The 22,438-nt window shown below is 64.1% G+C and carries 14 protein-coding genes; 2 read left to right on the forward strand and 12 right to left on the reverse strand.

Going from position 1 to position 22,438, the window contains the following annotated elements; all coding sequences use genetic code 11:
• Positions 1–3: 3 nt before the first annotated feature.
• From cobA to H6P80_RS16065, 6 genes are read right to left on the reverse strand one after another with little or no spacing between them, the layout of a single operon-like run.
• On the reverse strand, positions 4–849 hold the full coding sequence (gene cobA, locus H6P80_RS16040) for a uroporphyrinogen-III C-methyltransferase (RefSeq protein ID WP_185802423.1): 846 nt from the start codon (positions 847–849) through the stop codon (positions 4–6).
• Complete coding sequence (locus H6P80_RS16045) at positions 846–3,440, reverse strand: molybdopterin-dependent oxidoreductase (protein WP_185802424.1); 2,595 nt, start codon at positions 3,438–3,440, stop codon at positions 846–848. Before H6P80_RS16045 ends, cobA begins: the two co-directional genes overlap by 4 nt.
• A complete protein-coding gene (gene nirD, locus H6P80_RS16050) occupies positions 3,437–3,775 on the reverse strand; it encodes a nitrite reductase small subunit NirD (protein ID WP_185802512.1) in 339 nt (112 codons plus the stop codon). Before nirD ends, H6P80_RS16045 begins: the two co-directional genes overlap by 4 nt.
• A gap of 2 nt (positions 3,776–3,777) precedes the next feature.
• Positions 3,778–6,249: a nitrite reductase large subunit NirB gene (gene nirB, locus H6P80_RS16055; protein WP_185802425.1), complete on the reverse strand. Its 2,472-nt coding sequence runs from the start codon at positions 6,247–6,249 to the stop codon at positions 3,778–3,780.
• 16 nt (positions 6,250–6,265) lie between these two features.
• On the reverse strand, positions 6,266–7,489 hold the full coding sequence (locus H6P80_RS16060; RefSeq protein WP_185802426.1) for an alginate export family protein: 1,224 nt from the start codon (positions 7,487–7,489) through the stop codon (positions 6,266–6,268).
• On the reverse strand, positions 7,489–8,697 hold the full coding sequence (locus tag H6P80_RS16065; RefSeq protein WP_185802427.1) for a nitrate/nitrite transporter: 1,209 nt from the start codon (positions 8,695–8,697) through the stop codon (positions 7,489–7,491). The genes H6P80_RS16060 and H6P80_RS16065 overlap by 1 nt, the downstream gene beginning before the upstream one ends.
• An 80-nt stretch (positions 8,698–8,777) precedes the next feature.
• Here H6P80_RS16065 and H6P80_RS16070 point away from each other — a divergent pair, with 80 nt between their 5' ends.
• Positions 8,778–10,469: a bifunctional protein-serine/threonine kinase/phosphatase gene (locus H6P80_RS16070; RefSeq protein ID WP_185802428.1), complete on the forward strand. Its 1,692-nt coding sequence runs from the start codon at positions 8,778–8,780 to the stop codon at positions 10,467–10,469.
• A gap of 239 nt (positions 10,470–10,708) precedes the next feature.
• Here H6P80_RS16070 and H6P80_RS16075 read toward each other — a convergent pair whose 3' ends face one another.
• The 6 genes from H6P80_RS16075 to H6P80_RS16100 all read right to left on the reverse strand — a co-directional run bounded on the left by H6P80_RS16075 (position 10,709) and on the right by H6P80_RS16100 (position 21,111).
• Positions 10,709–11,929: an ABC transporter substrate-binding protein gene (locus H6P80_RS16075; protein WP_185802429.1), complete on the reverse strand. Its 1,221-nt coding sequence runs from the start codon at positions 11,927–11,929 to the stop codon at positions 10,709–10,711.
• On the reverse strand, positions 11,919–12,506 hold the full coding sequence (locus H6P80_RS16080; protein WP_185802513.1) for an ANTAR domain-containing response regulator: 588 nt from the start codon (positions 12,504–12,506) through the stop codon (positions 11,919–11,921). The genes H6P80_RS16075 and H6P80_RS16080 overlap by 11 nt, the downstream gene beginning before the upstream one ends.
• A gap of 610 nt (positions 12,507–13,116) precedes the next feature.
• Complete coding sequence (locus tag H6P80_RS16085) at positions 13,117–14,772, reverse strand: tannase/feruloyl esterase family alpha/beta hydrolase (protein WP_185802430.1); 1,656 nt, start codon at positions 14,770–14,772, stop codon at positions 13,117–13,119.
• 35 nt (positions 14,773–14,807) lie between these two features.
• Positions 14,808–16,115 (reverse strand): spinster family MFS transporter, encoded by a 1,308-nt coding sequence (locus tag H6P80_RS16090; RefSeq protein WP_185802431.1) that lies wholly within the window; start codon positions 16,113–16,115, stop codon positions 14,808–14,810.
• 174 nt (positions 16,116–16,289) lie between these two features.
• The gene (locus H6P80_RS16095) at positions 16,290–18,347 is read right to left on the reverse strand and encodes an acetoacetate--CoA ligase (protein ID WP_185802432.1); all 2,058 of its coding nucleotides are present in this window, start codon (positions 18,345–18,347) and stop codon (positions 16,290–16,292) included.
• A gap of 100 nt (positions 18,348–18,447) precedes the next feature.
• Positions 18,448–21,111 carry a TonB-dependent receptor plug domain-containing protein gene (locus tag H6P80_RS16100; protein WP_185802433.1) on the reverse strand — a complete coding sequence of 888 codons (2,664 nt, stop codon included), beginning with the start codon at positions 21,109–21,111 and terminating at the stop codon, positions 18,448–18,450.
• Between the two features lie 149 nt (positions 21,112–21,260).
• Between H6P80_RS16100 and H6P80_RS16105 the strand changes: the two genes are divergently transcribed.
• Positions 21,261–22,337: an AraC family transcriptional regulator gene (locus tag H6P80_RS16105; RefSeq protein WP_185802434.1), complete on the forward strand. Its 1,077-nt coding sequence runs from the start codon at positions 21,261–21,263 to the stop codon at positions 22,335–22,337.
• Positions 22,338–22,438: the final 101 nt, after the last annotated feature.

A 22,438-nucleotide genomic window follows, 5' to 3' on the forward strand; every position in this document is an offset into this window, starting at 1 on the left:
TTCTCAACCTGTTGCGGAAGGCCTATCGTCAGGATCGTGGCAGGACGACAAATCTCCCGCCATCTCTCCCGATGCCCGCTCTTCGCCGACAATTTCCGCCACTGACGTTCGTTTCTTTTTTTTGACCGCTTGGCCGATGAGGATGAGCGCGGGGCCGTCGCCAAGCGCCGTTCGTACGGCAAGCGGAAGCAGATCGAGCCGCGTGGCAAAGCGGCGTTCCTCGGGAAGGCTCACATTCTCCACGACAAGAGCTGGCGTGTCCCCGGAAAGCCCGGCATCGATCAGCCGCCGGGATACGGTCGGCGCGGCGGTCTTGCCCATATAGACGGCCAGCGTCGCCTGCGGGTCAGCAAGCGTATTCCAGTCGAGATCCAGTTCTTCACCGGCGCGGACGTGCGCCGTGACGAACGTCAACCGGCGAGCAAGACCGCGCAAGGTGAGCGACATGCCGGCGCTCGCCGCGGCGGCCGAGGCGGCGGTGATGCCGGGGCAAATCCGGACCGGGATGCCCAGCGCCGACAAGGCCTCCATCTCTTCGGCGGAGCGGCCGAAGATGGAGGGATCGCCGCCTTTCAGCCGCACAACGCGTTCGCCGGCTAGCGCTGCTTCGGCCAGAAGATCGTTAATCGCGCGCTGATCCTTCGAATGGCGGCCCGAACGCTTGCCCACAGGGACGCGGCGGACGCCGGCCGGAACGCGGTCGAGTACGCCCGGCCCGACCAGCGCGTCATGGAAGACGATGGTCGCCGCGCGAAGCAGCTTCTCCGCCTTAAGAGTCAGGAGATCGGGATCGCCGGGACCCGCGCCGACAAGCCAGACCTCTCCGGGATTGGAGATCGGGCCGGTCATTCTGCCGCCTCCAGCGAGGAGGAGGGGGGCTCGATCAACATCTTCGCGAGCGCGGGCCGGCAGCTGCCGCAATTGGTGCCCGCGCGCAGTGCCTTGCCGATCTCCTCGACCGAGGCGAGCGTCTGGTCGGCGATGGCGGTGAGGATCGTTTTCATGCCGACATCGAAACAGACGCAAACGATCGGTCCGGGGTCGGCCGCCGTGCCAGCCGGACGCGCGGCGAGGAGGGCAGAACCGCCCGAGGGGACGGTCGCATCGAGTTGCGCCGCAATCCAGCCTCGCGGCGGTAGCGTTCCCGAACGGGTGACAAACAGCGCCGCGGCGAGCCGCCCCTGCGCGTCGGCAACGACGATACGTCGCATGCCGCGCGCCATGTCGACCGCTTCGAGCCGAGTACCGCCCGGCAGCATCGAATCGATGTCGATCGCGCCTTCGCCTGCCAGTTCGACGAGCCAGCCGTGTTCGAGCCGGGACCGCGTCCAGTAGAGCAGGTCCGGTAACGCGGGCATCGTGCAGGCGACGAGAAAAGCGCGCCAGTCGGGCGAGACGCGTTCGATCTCTGCCGCGCAATCCTTGAACGCGGGCTGGCCCGATACGGCATCGACCCGGCTATCGGTCAGCCGCCCCGTGCGCCCGCCGCCGCTCATCTGGTCGGTCCAGTGCATCGGCGCGAAGATTTCGCCGGGCCGTTGGGAATCGGTAACAAGCACGCGAAAAATGCTTTCGCCATTAGGCGTCGCGATCCGCGCCAGATCTCCATCGGCGAGATCGCGCGCGGCGGCATCAGCGGGATGGATTTCTACCAGAGGCTCGCCGCGATGACGCGACAGGCGCGGAGAGAGACCGGTGCGGGTCATCGTGTGCCATTGATCGCGATAACGGCCGGTGTTGAGCCGCAGCGGATAGTCCTTGTCGGCCGCCGCTGTTTCCGGCGGCGCAACCGCGACCAGCCGCGCCTTGCTGTCCGGTGTCGAATAGCGGCCTGCGGCGAACGGCGATGCGCCGCCCCAGGATTGCGGCTGCCATTCCGCATAGTCCGCATCGGACATCGCCGCCCATTGGCCAAGATCGAGCAGGCGACGACCGTTGTTATGACAGGTGGTTTGCGCGCAATATTCGCGGAAAACATCGGCGGGACCTGCAAAATCGAAAGCCTCGCCATGGCCCATCGCCCAAGCGACATCGGCGACGATTTTCCAATCCGGCCGGGCCTCGCCGGGCGGCGCTAACAGGGCGCGCTGGCGGCTCATCACGCGTTCGCTGTTGGTGACCATGCCGTCCTTCTCGGCCCAGGCGAGCGCGGGAAGTTTCACATCGGCATAGGCGGCGGTATCCGTCTTCGCGATCACGTCGGACAAGACAACGAAATCGCAGCGATTCAGAGCCTCGCGCACGAAGCCGGCATCGGGCATCGAAACGGCGGGGTTGGTCGCCATGATCCACAGCGCCTTGATCCGGCCTTCATGGACGGCGCGGAACATGTCGACGGCCTTCAGGCCGGGACCGGGCGCGATTCCCGGCGATTTCCAGAAATCCTGCGCCACCGCGCGCTCCTCATCCGAAAAGCCCATATGGCAGGCGAGGGTCGAAGCGAGCCCGCCAACCTCGCGCCCGCCCATCGCATTGGGCTGGCCGGTAATGCTGAACGGCCCCGCGCCCGGCTTGCCGATCCGGCCGGTGGCGAGGTGGAGGTTGATGATCGCGTTGCCCTTGTCGGTGCCGCAGGCCGACTGGTTGGCGCCCTGGCTGAACAGGGTGACCATTTTTGGCACGGCGGAAGCGAGATCGGCAAGGGCGATAAATGCGTCCTCATCGATACCCGCGTCCGCCGGGCCGCCCGTGAGCCTCTCCCAAAAACTTTCAGGGCTCGTCACATGCGCGGCGAGATAGGTCTCGTCGATCTTGCCGCGCGCGCGCATCTCGGCAAGCAAGGCATTGAACAGGACAATATCGCCATCGGGCTTCAGCGCGATATGAAGGTCGGCGCATTCGGCGGTTTCGGTCCGCCGCGGATCGATGACGACGAGCTTGGTGCCGCGTTCCTGCCGCGCCTTTTCGATCCGCTGCCAGATCACCGGGTGGCACCAGGCGGTGTTGGACCCAACCAGCAGGATCAGATCCGCTTTTTCGAGGTCCGAATAGCTGCAGGGAACGATGTCCTCGCCGAACGCCCGGTTATGGGCGGCCACGGCGCTCGCCATGCAGAGCCGCGAATTGGTGTCGATATTCCCCGAGCCGATGAACCCTTTCATCAGCTTGTTGGCGACATAATAGTCTTCGGTCAGCAGCTGGCCCGAGACATAGAAAGCGACGCTATCCGGCCCGTATTCGGCGATCGTCGAGGAGAAGCGCTCGGCCACAAGGGCAATCGCCTCGTCCCAGTTCACGCGCTCATCGCTGATTTCCGGATAAAGCAGGCGCCCCTCGAGCCCGGTCGTCTCGCCGAGATGCGTACCCTTCGAACATAAGCGCCCAAAATTCGCCGGATGCGCCGTGTCGCCCTTGACGATGATGTTGCGCCGGCCGGTCGAGACCGCCGCAATCCCGCATCCGACCCCGCAATAGGGGCAGGTGGTGCGCTTCCTGCTCACCGCGCACCTGCGAGCGCTTCGGCGCGGGCGATGAAGATGCGTCCGCCGTCGACCTTCACCGGGATGGTCGGCACACAGCCCTTGTCCTCGCCCTGGGCTTCGCCGGTGAGGAGGCTGATCCGCCAATTGTGCAGCGGGCAGGTAACGGTCGTGTCGTGGACGATGCCCTGGCTCAGCGGGCCCTGTTTGTGCGGGCATTTATTGTGGAGCGCGAAGACTTTGCCGTTGGCGGTGCGGAAGAGGGCGATCTCCTGGCCGCCCTGCACGGGCAAGGTACGCGCACCGAGCGCGGGCAGTTGATCGACGGGGCCGATATCGAGCCAGTTTGCATCCATGGTCATTCTGCTCCCACGGCCGCAAAGGGCCGGATTTCGGCAAGATGCTGGTGGAGATGGGCTTCGGCGCCGGCGACGCGTTCGGCCCAGGGATCCTTTTGCAGGAATGTCTGGGCGTGGAGGAAGCGGTCGCGCAGCGCGCTTCGCCCCTCTGCGTCTTCCACGATACGCTGCTTGACATAGTCGAGCCCGACCCGCTCGATCCACGGCGCGGTGCGGTCGAGATAGCGCGCTTCCTCCCGGTAGAGCTGGATGAAGGCGGCGCAAAATTCGAGCGCCTCTCCCTCGGTCTCGACCTTGCACAGCAAGTCGGTGCCGCGCAGGTGGATGCCGCCATTGCCGCCGACCATCAGCTCATAGCCGCTATCGACGCAGACAATCCCGAAATCCTTGATCGTCGCCTCGGCGCAGTTGCGCGGGCAGCCCGATACCGCGATCTTGAACTTGTGGGGCATCCAGCTGCCCCAGCTCATCCGCTCCATCTTGATGCCGAGCCCGGTCGAATCCTGCGTTCCGAAGCGGCACCAGTCGGATCCGACACAGGTTTTCACCGTGCGCAGCGCCTTGCCATAGGCATGGCCCGAAACCATGCCCGCAGCGTTGAGATCGGCCCAGACCGCAGGAAGATCCTCCTTCTGGATGCCGAAAATGTCGAGCCGTTGCCCGCCGGTGACCTTGACCATGCCAGCATCGTATTTTTCGACGACGTCGGCAATCGCGCGTAGCTCGCGCGGATTGGTGATCCCGCCCCACATGCGCGGGACGACCGAGTAGCTGCCGTCCTTCTGGATGTTGGCGTGCAGGCGTTCGTTGACGAAGCGGCTCTGCGGGTCTTCCTTATGTTCGTCGGGCCAGGCGCAGAGCAGATAGTAATTGAGCGCGGGGCGGCAGGACGAACAGCCGTCGGGCGTCGTCCAATGCAGTTCCTGCATCACCGCGGGAATTTCCTTGAGCTCCTTTTCGAGGATCAGGCGCCGCGCGTCTTCATGGGTGAAGCTGGTACAACCGCACATCGGCTTGACTTCGCGCTCCCCGGAATAATCCTCGCCCAGGGTGATTGTGAGAAGCCCCTCGACCAGGTTGGTGCAAGAGCCGCAGCTGGCACTGGCCTTGGTGCAGCCGCGCACCGCGTCGAGCGTTCCCGATCCATCCAGGATCGCGGAAACGATCGAGCCTTTCGAAACGCCGTTGCAGCCGCAGATTTCGGCGTCGTCCGAAAGTGCTGCAACGGCGGCATTAGGGTCCGCGAGCGCGCCTCCTCCCGAGGCGAAGGCTTGGCCGAAGATGATCGCCTCGCGAATATCCGAGACGTCCTCCTCCTGGCGCATGAGGTCGAAATACCAGTTGCCGTCCGCTGTATCGCCATAGAGCACCGCGCCTACGATACGGTCCTGCTTGAGCACCACGCGCTTGTAGATGCCGCGCGCGGCATCGCGCATGACGACGTCTTCGCAGTCCTCGCCGCCCGAAAAATCCCCGGCCGAAAAAAGGTCGATGCCGGAAACCTTGAGCTTGGTCGACGTGACCGATCCCCGATAGCCGGTGGCGCCCGTCGTGCAGCCATCGGCCAGCGCCTTGCACATCTCCCAGAGCGGGGCGACCAGGCCGTAGACAAGGCCGCGATGCTCGACGCATTCGCCGACCGCGAAGATCGAAGGATCTCTGGTTCGCATATCGTCATCGACGACGATGCCGCGGCCGACTTCCAGCCCGGCCTCCAATGCAAGCCGGACATTGGGCCGGATACCGACGGCCATCACCACGATATCGGCGGGGATCTCCGTGCCGTCCTTGAGCTTCACCGCTTCGACATGGCTCTCGCCGACGATCTCGGCCGTGTCGGCGCCGGTCAGGATCGTCTGGCCGCGATTTTCGAGCTCTGTCTTGAGCAGGAAACCCGCCGCCTCGTCGAGCTGCCGTTCCATCAGGGTCGGCATCAGGTGAAGGACAGTTACCTCCATTCCGCGCAGAAACAGGCCGTGTGCGGCTTCAAGGCCCAGCAGGCCTCCGCCGATGACCACCGCTTCTCCGCCCCTTTCGGCCGCGGCCAGCATCTTCTCGACATCGTCGAGATCGCGAAAGGTGATGACGCCGGGCAGGTCGTGCCCGGGAACCGGGATGATGAACGGATCGGAACCGGTCGCGATCAGCAGCCGGTCATAGCTTTCGGTGCGCCCCGAACGCGAGCGTAGTTCCTTGCCTTCACGGTCAATCGCAATGACCGAATCGCCGGAAACGAGCTCGATGCCGTTATCGGCATACCAGGCTTCGTCGTTAATCACGATTTCGTCGAACGTCTTGTCGCCGGCCAGCACCGGCGAGAGCATGATGCGATTATAGTTCACCCGCGGTTCGGCACCGAAGATGACGATATCGTAGCGCTCGGGGTCGCGGGCAAGGATTTCTTCCACCGCGCGGCACCCGGCCATGCCGTTGCCGATAACGACCAGTTTTTCCTTTTGCTCTTTGACCATTGCCGTCTTTCCCCTGTCAGAAACTGTATTCGAGCTGGGCCCAAAGCCGCTCCACGTCCGCGCCGAAACTATCGGCGTCGTAATTGGCGTATTTGACGAGAGCCCCGAACGGGCCGATGCGGAATCCGATCAGCGCATCCCACTCGCTGCCGTAATCGATGCCGCCGTAATCGCTGTCGAACGCGTGGTAAGTGACCGCCGCGCGCAGGTCGGGCAGAAAGGGCACGCCCGGGATCGAACGCCCTATGGTGACGTAGTGGTCGCGCAGGCCCATGGGCGGCGTGATCAGAAAGATATCGGCCCAGCCGTTGAACTTGTGGAGCGTCGCGAGCGGCGTCTGGACGGCTTCGAGACCGTCGTCCGAGCCCAGCTCCTCATAGCCTAGGGTAAGGTTGAAGCCGGCGAGGCTCGTGGTTGCGGAAAGCAGGATATAGTCGGCCGAATAATCGGCGGTCAGCGGCCCCAGATAATCCTGATAGTCGGACTGGCGCGCATAGCTGGCCTCCAAATTGATCGAGAACCCTTCGGAGATCGGCAGCGCGGCGGTGGCGCGCAAACCATAGGTCTGGCTGTCGAACCGCGCGCGCGGTTCGCTGGCATCGTGATCGAGCAGATAGGCAAAGGCGGTGAGATCGACCGGGCCAAGATCGAGCCCGGCATGGAGCAGGATGAAATCGCCTTCAAAAGACTCGCGAATCCCGGAATCGAAGCCGAAGATGGTCCGTTCGGATATGGCATAGGCCGCATCGGCGGTGAACGGGCCGAGCTCGCGCAGCTGGATGCGCACGGCGTCGAAGGTCTGCTCGTTCTCTCGCCAGCCGACATTGCCGACGAAGCGGGAATCGCCGAGTAGAATCCGCTGCCGCCCGACCGTCGCCACGAAGGTCTCGCCTGCATAGCCGACCTGCAAACGGTTGAGTTCGATCGTCTCCGGATCGGCGACGACCGGAAACATCCCGCGCCCGTTGGTCGTGCTGTTGTAATGGTCATTGAGCGCCACCGTACCTTCGCCTTCGGCGAGGAAAGAGAAGCCGCTTTCATGGCCGACCTCGACACCGGCTCGGGCGCGCAGCGTGATCGCGTCTCCATCGCGCGCGAAACCGGCCTGATCGACATGCTCGTAGCGCAGCCGCGCATCGATGATCGGGGTGATCGAAAAGCCATCGCCCACCGGGACCGGGTTCGCCGCGAGGGTCGGGGCCGAAACCCCGGCCGCAAGGAGAAGCGCGACGCGGCGCATCAGATCTGCACGCCCTGCAGCGCCGCACCCCAGGTCGTCCGCCACCGCAGCTTGACCGACATCAGACCGCCGAGCGCGATGAGCGCGATTGCGGCGAAGATGATGAAACCGAATTGCGGGCTGCCGAACCACTGGGTCGCCAGACCCAGCGAGGAAGCGAGGAAGAAACCGCCGACCCCGCCCGCGCAGCCGACCAGGCCGGTCATCACGCCGATTTCCTTGCGGAAGCGCTGCGGGACGAGCTGGAAGACCGCGCCGTTGCCAAGGCCGAGGCTCATCATCGCTACGATGAACATGCCCAGTGCGATGGCGACCGAGGCCGGGCCGGTACTGACCGCAAACAGGGTCAGCGCGGCGACGGTGTAGACGGCGGTGAGCGTCTTGATGCCGCCGATCCGGTCGGCCAGCGCGCCGCCCATCGGGCGCACGAGCGAGCCGACGAAGACGCAGGCCGCCGTGCAATAACCGGCGGTGATCGCCGACAGACCGTACTGGTCGACGAAATAGATCGAGAGCGATGCGGCAAGGCCGACAAAGCCGCCGAAGGTGACGCTGTAGAACAGCATGAACCACCAGGCATCGACATCCTTGAGCGGCCTTAGGTAGGCAGCCAGCGGTTTGGGCGCGGGCTGATCGGGGGAATCCTTGGCAAGGAGCATGTAGACCACAAAGGTGATTGCCAGCGGGATGCAGGCGAGGCCGAGTACCGCATTCCATCCGAACATTGCCGAGAGTGTCGGCGCGAACAAAGCGGCGAGAACCGTGCCCGAATTGCCCATGCCGGCGATGCCGAGCGCGGTTCCCTGATGCTCGGGCGGATACCAGCGCGATGCCAGCGGTAGCGCCACCGCAAAGCTGGCGCCTGCAAAGCCGAGCACGATGCCGAGCGCGATCGTCCCCCAATAGCTGTCGACACCGAAGAACCAGCCGCTGAACAGGCCGATGATGACGATGACCTGGCCGATAGCCCCAGTGAGCTTGGGGCCGATGCGATCGACCATCAGGCCGTTCGAAATACGCAACAGTGCGCCGGCAAGCGTCGGTACGGCGACCATGAAGCCCTTCTGGGCCGGACTCAGCCCGAGATCGGCCGAGATGTCGGGTGCCAGCGGTCCGAGCAGCACCCAGACCATGAAGGCGAGATCGAAATAGAGAAAGGCGGCGATCAAGGTCGGTCGGTGACCGGCTTGCAGGAAACCCTTGTTCATGATGATGCTCCCCAATTGCTTGACTGGATGAAAAAGACGTCCACCCTCGCACGCGCACATGCGTGAAGGGGGGCGATGAAATGCGGTCTGAAGGTCGCCTGACGATTGCCGGCGGATTTGCGAGCGAGACGGGGCGCCGCGCGGCGAACGAGGATTTCTGCGCGCTGTACATCGGCACTGCGACCGAACAGGCGACGCATGGCATGCTCGCTGCGGTCGCCGATGGCGTCAGCGCCGGCGGCCATGGGCGGGAGGCGGCGGAACTGGCGGTGCGTTCGCTGGTCGACGGCTTTTACGCCTGCCCCGAAACCATCGGTCCGGCGCGGTCCGCCGAAAGGGTTCTGGGCGCCTATAACAGCTGGCTTTACGGGCAACGGCACACCGAATCGCTGCGCGATGCCGCGACCACGCTGACGGCCGCGATACTCAAGGGTCGCCGCGCCCATATTCTTCATATCGGCGATAGCCGGGCCTGGCTCCTGCGCGACGGTCGCTTCCGGCAGCTGACGCGCGATCATGTTCGAAGTGAACCCGATCTCCGCCACGTCCTCATTCGCGGCATCGGGATCGAGCCCGCGATGCGGCTCGATCATGTCGCCATCGACCTCGCCGAACATGATCGCCTTCTCCTGACCAGCGACGGTGTTCATGAGAGCCTTGCCGAAATGCGACTGGGCGAATTGCTGGGTGCCCGCAACGCAGCACAACGCGACAGCGAAGTGATCGTCGAGGCCGCTTTCAAAGCCGGATCGCGCGACAATGCGACCGCGGTGATCATAGATATCGTCGGCTTGCCGGCGCCCGACCATCAGGGCGTTGCCGAAGAGCTTGCCGCGCTGCCGATCCTGGCGGTCCCCGATGTCGGTGACAGCGTCGACGGCTACCAGCTGGAAGAACAGCTCGCCAGCGGTCGCTACACCGCGCTTTTCCGAGCCACGGACGGTGAGAACGGGGGCACTGTCGCCGTCAAGTTCCCGAAGCCCGCGATCCTCTCCGAACGCTCGGCGCGGCTCGCCTTCGCCCGCGAAATCCTGATCGGACAGCGCGTTCACAGTCCGTTCGTCGGCGAGGCGTTTCCCGTCTCGCCGGAGCGCCAGACCCGGCTTTACAGCATCCAGCCTTTCTACGCTGGCGAAACCATGATCGCCCGTCTCAAGCGCGGGCTGCAGCCCATGGCCGAATCCATCGAAGCGGCGGTCGGGCTGACCCGCGCCGTCGCGGCGCTGCACCGGCTCGATATCGTCCATCGCGACATCAAGCCGGATAACGTCATCCTCTCGGAAGGCGGTCTGAAACTCGTCGATCTCGGCGTTGCCAGACTGCCGCGTATCGAAGATTTCCATGGCGACGAAATTCCCGGCACGCCCGGCCACATGGCGCCCGAACAGTTTGCGGGGAATGCCGGCGACGTGCTGACCGACCAGTTCGCGCTTGGCGTGACCCTGTACCGCTGGTTCACCGGCAAATGGCCGTTCGGCGAACAGGAGGCCTTTTCGCGTCCGCGTTTCGCAGATCCGGCGCCGCCATCGCGCCACCGGCCCGAAATTCCGGCCTGGCTCGACGCCGCGATACTGCGCGCCATCGCCCGCAATTCCGAAGACCGGTTCGGCGACGTGATCGAGCTGCTGCGCGCGCTCGAAGGCGGCGGCAGCGTTGAGCGAATCCCGCCGCGCCGATTCGTGCCGCTGATCGAACGAAATCCGGTGCGCTTCTGGCAGGTAACGAGCGTCCTGCTCGCGATCGCGCTGATTGTCGCGATCGCTGCGCGCTGATCTGCCGTCGAGATTTTTCCTGGTCTTCATCCGTTGCGGTCTCCGGACGCAAAAAAAACCGCCTCGAGCGACGGTCATCAGACCTGCCCGGGCGGCGTCATTGCCTCATCGATTGTTTGTCGGCCGATTTCAGCGCCCTTCGTTGGACGGGGAACCGGCTATGTCGGCACGCAGATCGCGTGCTCCTCATCTAACTCTCAAAAACCCCATGGCACGGCAATTGATTTTTTTGCACTGCATCATTTTACGACCGGAAGCGCCTCTAAATATCCCGAAATATCATCAGGATCGAAGGTGCGGCCGTCGAAAAAAACATCGGGGCCGAGTGCCAACCGCCCTTGGGTGCCGCCGACCGCGATCATCGTTTCGAGACCGCCTTCGACCTTGGAGCTTGCGCCGGGCAGCGGTTCGTCATGCCCGCTGACAGCGCCGCGATAAAAGTCCGGCCGGAACACATGGCCGGCCCGTTCCGCGTCCTCCGCCGCATAAGTCAGCCCATCCCACCGTACCAGTTGCGAGTAGAGCCAGGCGGCTTGGCTCTTCCAGGGGAAGTTGGCCGCGTCGCGATGCTGAAACATGAAATCAGGAATATGGACGGGCGCCGTATCGCGGGCGAGCAGGATGCGATCCGATATCGCCCGCCGGATCAAGGCTGCTGAGCCATCGAGATATTCGGGCCGGGCCAGAAGCGCGGCATTGGCGTCCCAGCTATCGGGATCGATAAAGTTTCGGCCTGCAGAGAGTAGCGCCCGGATCAGCCGTTCGAACAGCGGCGCCTTGTCCTCTAGCACCGCTTCGGGAACCGCCAGCACCTTCTCGACGCCGCGCCGCCAGATTTGCGATGTGACGATCGCGATCCGCCCGGCGCCTTGCTCGACAGCGACGCTGTTCCACGGTTCGCCGACGCAGATGCCATCGACCTCGCCCGCTGCCAGCGCGTCGGCCGCGAAAGGCGGCGCGACGGTGACGATGTCGACGTCGCGGTCCGGCGCGATGCCGCTCGCCGCCAGCCAATAACGCAGCATGTAATTGTGGCTCGAATAGCGATGGACGACGCCAAAGCGCAGTCGTTGTCCGGTCTTGGCCAGCCGCATGATTTCCCGTGCCAGCGCGGAGCCGGTCGCGTTCGGATCGCCGAGTTTTCCGGTCTCTACGAGCCTTGCAGCCAGATCTTGCGAAAGCGTAACCGCATTGCCGTTGAGCCCCAGCACGAACGGCACGGCAAGCGGTTTGGCAGGCCGGCCCCGCCCCAACGTCGTCGCGATCGCCAGTGGCGCGAGCAGATGCGCAGCGTCGCTATGCCCGTAGAGCAGCCGGTCAAGCACCGTCGCCCAGCTCATGTCGCGAACGAAGGAAAGCTCCAGTCCTTCGGCCTCCGCAAAGCCGTGTTCCTGGGCCAGGATAGGTAGAGCCGCATCGACCAGCGGCAGGAATCCGATCGTCAACCGATCAAGCGCCATCCATGCCTCCCATAAGTTCGCTCGCAGTCACGATTGCGTCGGCGATATCGACGATCCGGCGATTGCTGTTCATGGCCTGACTGCGCAAAAGGCCGTGCGCTTCGGGTTCGGAAACATGGCGCTGCGCCATCAGGATATGCTTAGCCCGATCGATGACATCCTTGTCGGCGAGCGCCGTTCTTGCCTCGTGAAGCTCGCGCTGTAGCCGCGAAAAGGCGTTGAAGCGTCGCACGGCGAGGTCGAGTATCGGTTTGATCCGGTTCTTGGAAAGTCCGTCGACGATATAGGCGGAAACGCCGGCGTCGATGGCCGCTTCGGTCGTCTCCTCGTCGCTCTGGTCGACGAACATGGCGATCGGCCGCGCCGCCGCTCGCGAAATCGCGAACAGCTCTTCCAGTTCGTCGCGGGACGGATTTTCAATGTCGATCAGGATAACGTCCGGCGCCATCTCCTCGAGCTTGCCGGCCAGCCCCCGGCGCTCGACGATGGTTGTGATCTCGTCTTCTCCCGCCTCCTGGAGGCCTTCCTCGATAATCGCGGCCCGTGCCGGATTGTCGTCCACGATAACGATGCGCAGAACGCGACTCCTCTATGCTGCAGCGCAACATAGGGCGGGCGGCGCATTGCTTACAAGCTTCGAATTGGAAATCGGCCAAAGTCCCTATTATCGCTCGAAGCGGCATTTGGGGTTGCTGAAGGAATCTCTCGGTGTCGGTTCCTCCATCTTCCTGTCGGATTGCCGTAGTGGCGGTGCTGTCAGTCAAATCGCAACTCGTCTCCGATCGGCACACATCTCCCATAACCACGGCCAGCTGGCCAAGTTTGCCGGGTTAGCCAGTAGTGAGCAGTCAACAACGCACTTTCCGCAATAGCTGGCCGCTTCCGCCTCAAGCGTCTTCGTCGACGTGTCGAATATGTCGATGCCGGGATGATGGGCATGCGCCCCCGCCCCATATTTTACCGATCCGCACGGGGCGCCTCTCCTGCGCCCAATCGTCGCGGTTCGGTCGTAGGGGCCTGAACGCCCGCCGCTCGCTTTTGCTCGTTCATGATTGCCTGAAATCCAAGCACGCTTTCATCCATCCATATTTAGGTGGCGCAATTTGCCGACGCCGCCGAGGTTGTAGTGGTGCAGTGAATCGGCCGAGATCCCGGTGGGCCAGCATGGCCATTCCTTCTCCGCCGGATCAACGTCGCTGACCGCTTCCCGCTAGGGGTGGTGCCTCGCAGCGGAAGCTGCTCGCTGCCTGGGTCGAGCCGACACCGCGATAGACCGCGCGCAGCGGCCACGGGCAGAGTGGCCGCTGCATCTCGATACTGCCGGGATTCTCGACGGAGAATCTGGTCGCGGTGATGCGATCGGGAGCTTCTTCCCGCTCGGTCCACGCGATCAGCGCAGAAAACAGGTCGTGTTGCGGATCCGCAGAGGGGGGGCGCGGCGGAATGCCGAGCGTCGAGTTGAACGCGTCGGGCCCTGTGCCGCCGCCGCAATGCATCATGCCCGGAGCGAGGAACAGCCGCGCATTGTCCGCGAGTTGCCCGGCGCCTCCCATCTGCTCTGCCTGGCGCTCGAAAAAGGCCACCGACTGGCCCGGTGGGACCAGCGTGTCGGCCAAGCCGTGGAAAACGATCAGCTTGCCCCCACGCCGCGCATAGCCCGCCAGGCTGCCGCGCGTCGCGTCATTGACGATCGCGTCGAGCCGCGCATCGACGGTCGGCATGTCGCGGTCGAAGTCGAACCCGTTCCAGTCCCAGTCCGCCCCGAACACCCATTTGAACAGCCCGCCGAACGCCGGCTGGTTGTCGGTCTGGTTCTGCAGGAAGGACCAGCCGAAAGTGTCGGGCATTTCGCTGCCCGGGAGCCATCCGAAAAAGCTCGGCTCGCCTTCGCTGTCCGTCGGCCCGGTATAGAAGGCGCGCGCGGTCGCCACCTCAGCTTCGGTAAGGCAGGTGTCGGACGCGCCTCCCGTGCACTGCAGCACCTGCGGGTCGAATTGGCAGCTCATCGGATCCATGATGAAGCGGTCGCCCGCCAATGCGTGACCCTGGCGCCAGCAGGCGGCAAGGGCGGCCTGGTTGATTAGCCTGAGCTTTGGTTCGGAGAGAAGGTGTCCCGGTTGACGGTTCGCCGCTGCATAGTCCCACAGCACCGCGGCATGGCCCCAGGTACGGTCTATCACCGGCGCACCGACAAGAATGCCGTCGTAATCCTCGGGATAATACAGCGCCTCGATCAGGCCCATCTGGCCGCCTGTCGAACAGCCGGTGTAATAGGATCGCCGGACATCGGTGCCGTAGAAGGCGCTCGTCAGTACCTTGCCAGTGGTGGTCATGACATGGGTGGAGAGGCGGCCCCAGTCGCGCCACCTACGCGGCTGGCCGATCAGCGCATCGCCTTCCAGCGGGGTGGCCGGCGCGGTCCCCGCATCGGTTGTGGCGGTCGCGAAGCCGCGCCGCAGCCCTTCGGCCATGCCCGAATATCCGAGCGCGAAGGTCCCGCCGAAGCCGCCGCTGCCATTGCCGTGAAACACGCCGGTCCAGCCTTGTGCGGGCAGCCACAGCTCGATTCCGATGTCCGAGCCGGGGCTGGAACGCACGCGCGCGACCACGCGGCAGAAGCTGGGATAGCCGGGCACTTCGCCCGCGATCGTTTGCTGGGTCGGTCTTGCCGGAACCAGGATCGTGCTCTCGATCGTCGTGTCGGGCAGCACCAGGCGCGAAAGCGACGCGCAGCGTGCCGCAGCGCTCTCGCCAAGGTCCACGGGGCTGGCGAGCGCGAGGCCGGGAACCGTCCAGCCGATTGCGGAAGCGGCCACAATAGCGATGCGATGTTTGCGTCTCATGCTTGTCTCCGATGATACCGGCACTGTCCGTGATATTAAGCGGGCAGGTTATCGCTGCGCGGCGTTCGCCCGATAAGCCGGGCGAGCCACAGGAAAAGCAAGGCGCCGACGAGATACATCGGCGCGAGCGCATAATAAGCGGCCTGCAGCGCATGTTGACCGTAAGCCGGACGAAAGAAATCACTCATCATGCCGACATAGGTCGGCCCGAGGCCGAGCCCGATGAAGTTCATCACCAGCAGCAGCAACGCGCCCGAAATGACGCGCCGCTCTGGCGCGACCTCGCTCTGGACGAAGGTGACCGTCGCCGAAAGGAAGAAGGAGTTGAGGAACATCGGCACCGCCAGGAACGCCAGCGCGACTTCCCAGCTCGGTGCCCATGCGAAGCCAAGGAAGAAAGGCAAAGCCAGTACCAGCGAAGCGGCGGGCACGGTGGCATAGGCGGTCTTGCTGCTCCGCGCGAAGCGATCGACGATGCGGCCCGAGGCATAGATGCCCGCGCTCATCCCAACCCCGACGACCAGCGCGTACCAGATCGCGACCTCCTCCAGCGTCATGCCCTTTTCGCGCATCAGGAAAAGCACGGTGAAGTTGAGCAAGCCATAGGTGATGAAGTTGCCTGCGCCGCTCGCCAGCGATGCCATCAGCAGCAGGGGATTGCGGAAGAAGCGCAGGATTGTGGCGACAAATCCCTCCGGCCCCGCTTCCGGCGTGACCGCCACGGGCAGCACCTCGGTCTCGCCGCGCTTCGGCTCGCGGACGATGAAATAAACCGCCACCGCCGTCACCACGCCGATCACACCGATCACAAAGAAGGGCACGCGCCAGTTGAACGCGGCCGCCAGCGAAGCGCCGAAGGCAACGCCCAGCGCCGATCCGATCGGCGGGCCGAGGTTGAAGACCGCCATCGCGGTTGTCCGCCGCTCGCGCGGGAAGGTGTCGGAGATGATCGCGTAGGACGGCGGAACGCCGCCCGCCTCGCCCACTCCCACCATCATCCGGGCAACGACCAGCTGGCCATAGGTACCCGCCATGCCGCAGGCCACGGTCGCGGCGCTCCAGATCGCGCAGGCGGCAGAAAGCACTTTTACCCGGTTGGTGCGATCGGCCAGCCAGCCGATCGGGATCGCGATGAAGCAGTAGAACAGAGCGAAATAGAAGCCGGTGAGCAGGCCGAGCTCTCCGTCGGTGATGCCGAGCCCATCCTGGATAGGCTTGGCGAGAATCGAGATCAGCTGCCGGTCGAGAAAGTTGAGGACGTAGACGAAGGCCAGCATGGCCAGCGTGATCCGCGCGCGCTTAGTGGATTTGTTTCCGACGTGCGGTGTGGCTGCGGCGGTCATGCGCGATCCCTGCAAGCTGAGTTGGTGTCCGTCATTCTCGCTTCCTTTCCCGTGCGTTCTATTCCCGGCTCTCGGTCAGCCAGCCACGCCGGTCGCGGCCGCCGCCATATCCTGCCAGCGCGAAGACCAGCGCGATTTCGGCACCCATCAGACTCGCGCCGGCGACGTCTGCGCTCACGATACCTGCCCCGCGTGCCGATCGGCTTCGGGCGTCGCGTCGTGTTGCCAGCCTTGCGCCTGCTCGATGTACCAGGGCAACAGCTCGGGCGTGGCGCTCGCGTCGGCGTTTATCACTTCGGCAACCGGCCATCCGGCGAATAGTCGCTTGATCGGCAGTTCCTGCTTCTTGCCCGACAGGGTGCGCGGAATGCCGGGGGCCGTAATGAGCCGGTCCGGCACGAAGCGCGGCGAGAGGCTCGTGCGGATCGCATCTGCCACTGCAATTTCCAATGAATCACCGGCAAGCTCGTCCCCCGTCGGCACGACGAACATGATAAGTTCGCTCTCGCCCTCCTTATCCTCGACATCGATTATCATGGAGTCGGCGATCCCGGCCAGCTGCTCCACTGCGGCGTAAATCTCGGCAGTGCCCATGCGCACGCCGTGCCGATTAATAGTCGCGTCGCTGCGGCCTGAAATCTGGCAGCTTCCGTCACTGAAAACGGTCAGCCAGTCACCATGGCGCCAGACGCCCGGCCATTCGGCGAAGTAGGATTCGCGGTACCGCCTGCCATCGTCGTCGCCCCAGAAATACAATGGCATACTAGGAAATGGCCGGGTACAGACCATTTCGCCGACCTCGTCGATCACCGGCTTGCCATCCGCGTCCCACGCTTCGATTGCCGCGCCGAGATGGCGGCATTGCAGCCGACCGGGCGTATCGGACATCTCTGGATTGCCGGCCACGAAGGCGGCGGCGATTTCCGTCCCCCCGCTGACATTGCACCACCAGATGGCGGGTCGACCGGTGGTGGCGAACTGCGCCGTTCCCCAACGCTGCACGTCCGGCGAGAGCGGCGATCCGGTGCTGCCCAGCGCCCGGATGCGTTCGAGGCAGGAAATGCGCTCGAGTTTGATTCCGGCCTTGCGGCAATTGGCGTAAAAGGCTGCGCCCGCGCCGAACCACGTCACGCCGCTGCGGCTCGCGAAATTCCACAAGCGCGTCCAATCGGGATCGGCCTTGCTCCCGCTCGGCGATCCGTCGAACAGGCAGATGGTCGTGCCACTGAGCAGCCCGCCCACCTGGATGTTCCACATCACCCAGCCGCTGGCGCTGTACCAGTGGAAACGATCGCCAAGCGTGTTCGGCGCATAGCTGGGACCGAGATCAAAATGCAGGCGTCCGGCGGCGGTGGCCAGGATGACGCCGCCATGCCCGTGAACGATCGCCTTGGGCAGGCCGGTGGTGCCGCTCGAATAGAGAATCCACAGCGGATGATCGAAGGGTAGCCACTCGGGTTCGAATGCCGCAACCGCATCCTCGTCCCGAGCGGTCGCCAACGCGAAGTCGATGGCATCCGGCACCTCGGCTTCGCCGCAGCCGCTGGCCAACACGAACAGCGTTTCGATGCAGGGCAGCTGGTTCCGGATTTCGGCCACCGCAGCGGTGCGGTCTATCGCCTTGCCCGCGTAAAAAATTCCGTCGACGGCGATCAGCGCTTTGGGCTTGGTCTGCCGCCACCGGTCGAGCACTGCGGCGGTGCCCATGTCGGGCGAGCAAAGGGTCCACACCGCGCCGAGGCTGGCGCAGGCGAGCAGGCCCACCACCGCGGCCGGGATATTGGGCAGATAGGCGGCAACGCGATCCCCGCGCGCGATTCCCCGAGCGCGCAGCTCGAGCGCAAGCGAGGCCGCCCGACGCCGCAGCTCGGTCCAGCTCAGGGTCTCGCTCTCGCCGCGCTCGTTTATCGCGACGATCGCCGGCTGCCCGGCACCGTCAGCGGCCGCTGCATGGCGGAACACGTGCCGCGTGTAATTGACCTGCGCCCCGTCGAACCACCGCGCCCCGGGCAGCGCATCCTCACTCAGCGCGGCGGTAAAGGACGTTGGCGATTCGATTTCGTCCCATTCCCAGATGCTGCGCCAGAAGGCCTCCAGATCGTCCACCGACCAGCGGCGCAGGTCTTCGTAGGTGTCGAAATCCAGCCCCCGTGTCCCGTTCAGCCATTCGCGATAAAGGCGAATTTGCGGAATTGGGGCCGAGACAGCCGCTGTGCTGGTGGGACGGGCCATTAAGAAGCTAACCTTGGGTTTGCATGGCAATCGCGAAGGAGGATACGGTCGAACTTTGGCGGGCGGCGCTCCTTCGTTGAGAGCACCGCCCGTCTGGCTTTTAGAAAGTCGTCCGCAGGCTCATTGCGGCGTAGCGACCGATCGGATTGTATGCCCCGCCGATCCCATCCGTCCCCGGGAAGAAGGGCGGCGTTTCGTTGAACAGATCATTGATCTGAAAACTGAGTTCGGTGCCTTCGGTAAAACCGAGATCGGGCAGGCGCACTAACAGGCGCAAGTCCACCGTGGTGTACCCGCCCGCCGAGTAGAGAGCAGTCCCCGTAGGCGTCGCATAGGACGCGGTAACCCCAGCGCGATGATTGACGTAGTTTACGAGGGTTACAGGACCGGCGGTGACGCCGAGCGTGGTGCGCAAGGTGAGGCGCGGGATACCTGCTTCTAGCGAATTGCTCTCTGCTGACGTGGGCGACAGCTGGTTGCTGTAGTTCAGGATATAGTTGCCCGCGATCCCGCCGAAAACCGTGCCAAAACCTGTCGGCTGTCGGTAATTCACTTCGAAATCAATGCCATCGGTCTTGCGCACGCCGAAGTTGCCCTGCCGAAGATCAAGGATGTTGCCGATCGCGGGCACTGCGGAGAAGGTGTAGAAGAAGGGTACGGTATTATCGATCGCATCGGTCAGCTGCGCCGCACTAGGATTGCGGATGACGCGGGAAGAAAAGGTCGGATCGCTGAAGAGCAGCGCACCCAGCCCCGAAGGTGTGCCGATCACCTCGTCGTACTTGATGTTATAGTAGGTCACGCTAGCGCGCAGATTGGGTGCGAAGCTGGGGTGCAGATCGACGCCGACGGACCATGTGCGCGCCGTTTCGGGCTCCAGATTTTCGTTGCCGCCAAAGAGCAAAATGGTGTTGACCTGAGCCGCACCGCGCGAGGGATCGCGCGCGCCGAACGCATCCACGAGCGCGGCTGCCGAGTAGTAGGATCCGACCGTCGAGCCCAGATCCCGCAGGCCAGGTGCGCGGAAGGAGCGCCCGTAGCTCCCGCGCAAGTTCGCCCCATCGACCGGCTCCCAGGTAAGGCCGATCTTGGGATTGGTGGTCGATCCGAAGTCGCTGTAGTGGTCGTAGCGGCCCGAGAGCGACAGCGTGAGGCTTCGCGCTCCGGGCGCCGCATTTTCGATGCCGAACAGCGGTACGAAAAGCTCGCCATAGATCGACTGGACATTGCGCGAGAGATCTTCGGGGAAGCCGACGCCGCCGCTTTGCCCACGCTGCATGTAGGTCTCCCGCCGGTACTCGGCGCCCAGCGCGATCTTTATCTCGCCGCCGGGCAGTTGCGCGAGCGGTCCATCCACCCTGACCGCGCCGATGCGCGTGCGCTGGCGATTGGTGAAGTCGGTCGGGTTGTCGAGGATCTCCGCGACCACCGCCGGGTCGGTCCGGTAGCCGAACGGGTCGAGCGCGGTCGACGGCGTCGTCCCCGCTGCGGCAGCGGCCAGCGCGGTGGTATTGATGCCAGGCTGGAAAGTGTCGTTGCGCGACCAGTTGTAGGTGCCATAGACGCTCACCAGGAAATCGCCCGGGAGGTCGATGTCGAGCCCGGCCGTCGCGTTGCCCGCCCGCACCCGGAAGGTCTGATCGAAGTGATCGTCGCCTACCAGCCTGTCGGGCCGGAAGTCGAAATATCCGAACACCGAACCCGTACCAGGCGGGGCGCGGAAATAGGGGTTGGCGGCGGTGATCAGCACGAAGGTCTGCCCCGGAAGGGCCGCTTGCACGACGTCCCTGCGATCCGAATAGAGCACGTCGCCCCATAGGGTAATACCGTCCGACAGGTCCTGGCGCGCAGAAAGGAACCCGCTGTGCGTGCGGTTTTCGGGCAGCAGGTCGACCGCCCCCCGAGGATCGCAAGTGTTTACGCCCGGCTGAAGGGTGGGTGCGGCATAGATCGTTCCGGCAAACAGGTTGACGTTTGCGTCGGGGCAAACCGTTGATCGTGTGTCGATCCCCCCGACCGCGCGGAAGTCGAGTGAGCGATAGTCACGGTCGGCACCCGTAATGTTGCTGTTCTCCTGGTACTGGTATGCGAGAACGAGCGATCCGCTATCCCAGTCCTGACCGAAGATGGCGCCCGCGTTGAATGCTTCGTAATCGTCCGCAAAGCCGTAGCGGGCGATCGTCTCCAGCCCGGACACGCTCCTACGGGTAATGAAGTTGACCACGCCCGCGACCGCTTCCGACCCGTAAATCGCCGAGGCGCCATCGGCGACGATCTCGACCCTCTCGATCGCCAGTTCGGGAATCAGCGGATAATCGGGGTTGGTCTGCTGGGTGCTGCCGGAAATCAGGCGATGGCCGTTCATCAGCGGCAGGGTGGCGGCGGTAGGAAGCCCGCGAAGCCCCGGCGCGAACGAGCCGAGTCCGCCATTGCTCACGCGCGGGGCCGTATTGAAACTGTTGAGCTGCGGCACGGTCGCGAGGAGTTCAGGCGTACTCGCCGCACCGACCAGTGCCGCGTCTTCGCGCGTCACCGTGATCAGGTCCGATCCGGTCGGGGGAACCCCGCGAATGCTGGAGCCGGTCACCACGATCACCGTCTCCGGTTCGCCACTATCGGCTTCAATCTGCGCACGTTCGGACTGGTCGTCCGGGGCGTCCGCCTGGGCGCGAGCCGTGGTCGGCAGGCTGAGGATTGCCGCCGCAAGCGCGGACTGGTGAAGCAGGCGCGCACGGCGCCGCAAGGAAATCGGCCTCATCGACATAGTCTCTCTCCCATCGTGATCGCGGGCGTTGCCGCTGCCGGACTTTGCCGACTTGATGGCATGCTTATGGTCTGACAAAGCGTCGCGTAAGCGCACTAGCGGACATCTCTGTGTCTTTTGCGGACACGATTGAGGACAGAAAGGACATCATGGGCCTGCCGGACAACGAGGGGGACGAAGTCACAATACGGAATGACCGTTCCGGTTTTCCTTCCTTGAACCAGCGGATTTTCGCGCCCTTCAAGATCGCGACGGTGATCGACACGGTCGCGAGCCGCGGGATGTCGGCCGAGACTGTGTTGGAGCGCACCGGACTTTCGTCGAGCGACGTGCGCGATCCGCACACCCTCACCTCAATCGGCCAGTACCTGACGGCCTGCGAGAACATCATCGCGGCGGGTGCCGGCTTCGCTGATGCCTTTGCGATAGGGTCGCGCCTGCACCTGTCCGCTTACGGAATGTACGGCTATGCGTTGATGTGCTCGCCCACGATGCGGGACTTCTTTGATTTCGCCGTGCGTTACCAGCCGCTCGCCACGCCGACCGTCCGGCTCCATTGGCGGATGGAGGGCGACGTCGCGATTTGGCAATTCCGGGAGATCTATCGCGACAGGATGAGCGACGATGTTCGCACGTTTCTCGTTCGCCAGCAATTGAAGATGACCTTCACCCATATCCGCGACGCTGCCGGGACCGACAATCTGCCGCTCCGAGCCCTGTTCGCGCTGCCGGAGGACGACCACACGGCGCAGGATGCGCGCGAACTCGAGTGCCCGTGCCTTTACGACGAGGCGGCGAACGAGCTTCACTATCCGATCGGAATTCTCGACCGGACACCAGAACTGGGCAACCGCCTGACCAGAACGATGTTGGAAGAAACCTGCGAGCGCCTGATCGGGCAAACGCGCATCTCTTCCGGCCTTTCGGGGGAGGTGTACCAGCTCCTGCTGAGCGCGCCTGGCCAGTTTCCCTCGATGACGGCAGTTGCCGCGCAGCTTGGCCTGCAGGAACGAACACTGCGGCGCCGTCTCGCGGCCGAAGATGCAACCTATGGCGCGATCGTAGACGACGTCCGGCGCAAGCTCGCCATCGAATATCTGCACACGACGCGGATGAGCGTAGATGATGTCGCTTGGAAGGTGGGTTTCAGCGACAGTGCAAACCTGCGCCGCGCAGTGCGTCGCTGGACGAATAAGACGGTGAAGGAGATTCGAGCGGAGAAATAGGCAGGTTGTCCGCCCGAACGTCACGCCGGACGTCGCATGTTGGGGGTGGGTGGCGGAGCTGATAGTCAGATTGCAATTTATCTCTGCGTGGGGCTGCCATT

It is taken from the genome of Parasphingopyxis marina (genome assembly GCF_014237875.1).
Lineage (GTDB): Bacteria > Pseudomonadota > Alphaproteobacteria > Sphingomonadales > Sphingomonadaceae > Parasphingopyxis > Parasphingopyxis marina.

Coding starts and splice junctions, on each gene's coding strand:
- cobA (WP_185802423.1), bottom strand. CDS start 849: ATGACCGGCCCGATCTCCAATCCCGGAGAGGTCTGGCTTGTCGGCGCG.
- nirD (WP_185802512.1), bottom strand. CDS start 3,775: ATGGATGCAAACTGGCTCGATATCGGCCCCGTCGATCAACTGCCCGCG.
- nirB (WP_185802425.1), bottom strand. CDS start 6,249: ATGGTCAAAGAGCAAAAGGAAAAACTGGTCGTTATCGGCAACGGCATG.
- H6P80_RS16060 (WP_185802426.1), bottom strand. CDS start 7,489: ATGCGCCGCGTCGCGCTTCTCCTTGCGGCCGGGGTTTCGGCCCCGACC.
- H6P80_RS16065 (WP_185802427.1), bottom strand. CDS start 8,697: ATGAACAAGGGTTTCCTGCAAGCCGGTCACCGACCGACCTTGATCGCC.
- H6P80_RS16070 (WP_185802428.1), top strand. CDS start 8,778: ATGCGGTCTGAAGGTCGCCTGACGATTGCCGGCGGATTTGCGAGCGAG.
- H6P80_RS16075 (WP_185802429.1), bottom strand. CDS start 11,929: ATGGCGCTTGATCGGTTGACGATCGGATTCCTGCCGCTGGTCGATGCG.
- H6P80_RS16085 (WP_185802430.1), bottom strand. CDS start 14,772: ATGAGACGCAAACATCGCATCGCTATTGTGGCCGCTTCCGCAATCGGC.
- H6P80_RS16090 (WP_185802431.1), bottom strand. CDS start 16,115: ATGACCGCCGCAGCCACACCGCACGTCGGAAACAAATCCACTAAGCGC.
- H6P80_RS16095 (WP_185802432.1), bottom strand. CDS start 18,347: ATGGCCCGTCCCACCAGCACAGCGGCTGTCTCGGCCCCAATTCCGCAA.
- H6P80_RS16100 (WP_185802433.1), bottom strand. CDS start 21,111: ATGTCGATGAGGCCGATTTCCTTGCGGCGCCGTGCGCGCCTGCTTCAC.
- H6P80_RS16105 (WP_185802434.1), top strand. CDS start 21,261: ATGGGCCTGCCGGACAACGAGGGGGACGAAGTCACAATACGGAATGAC.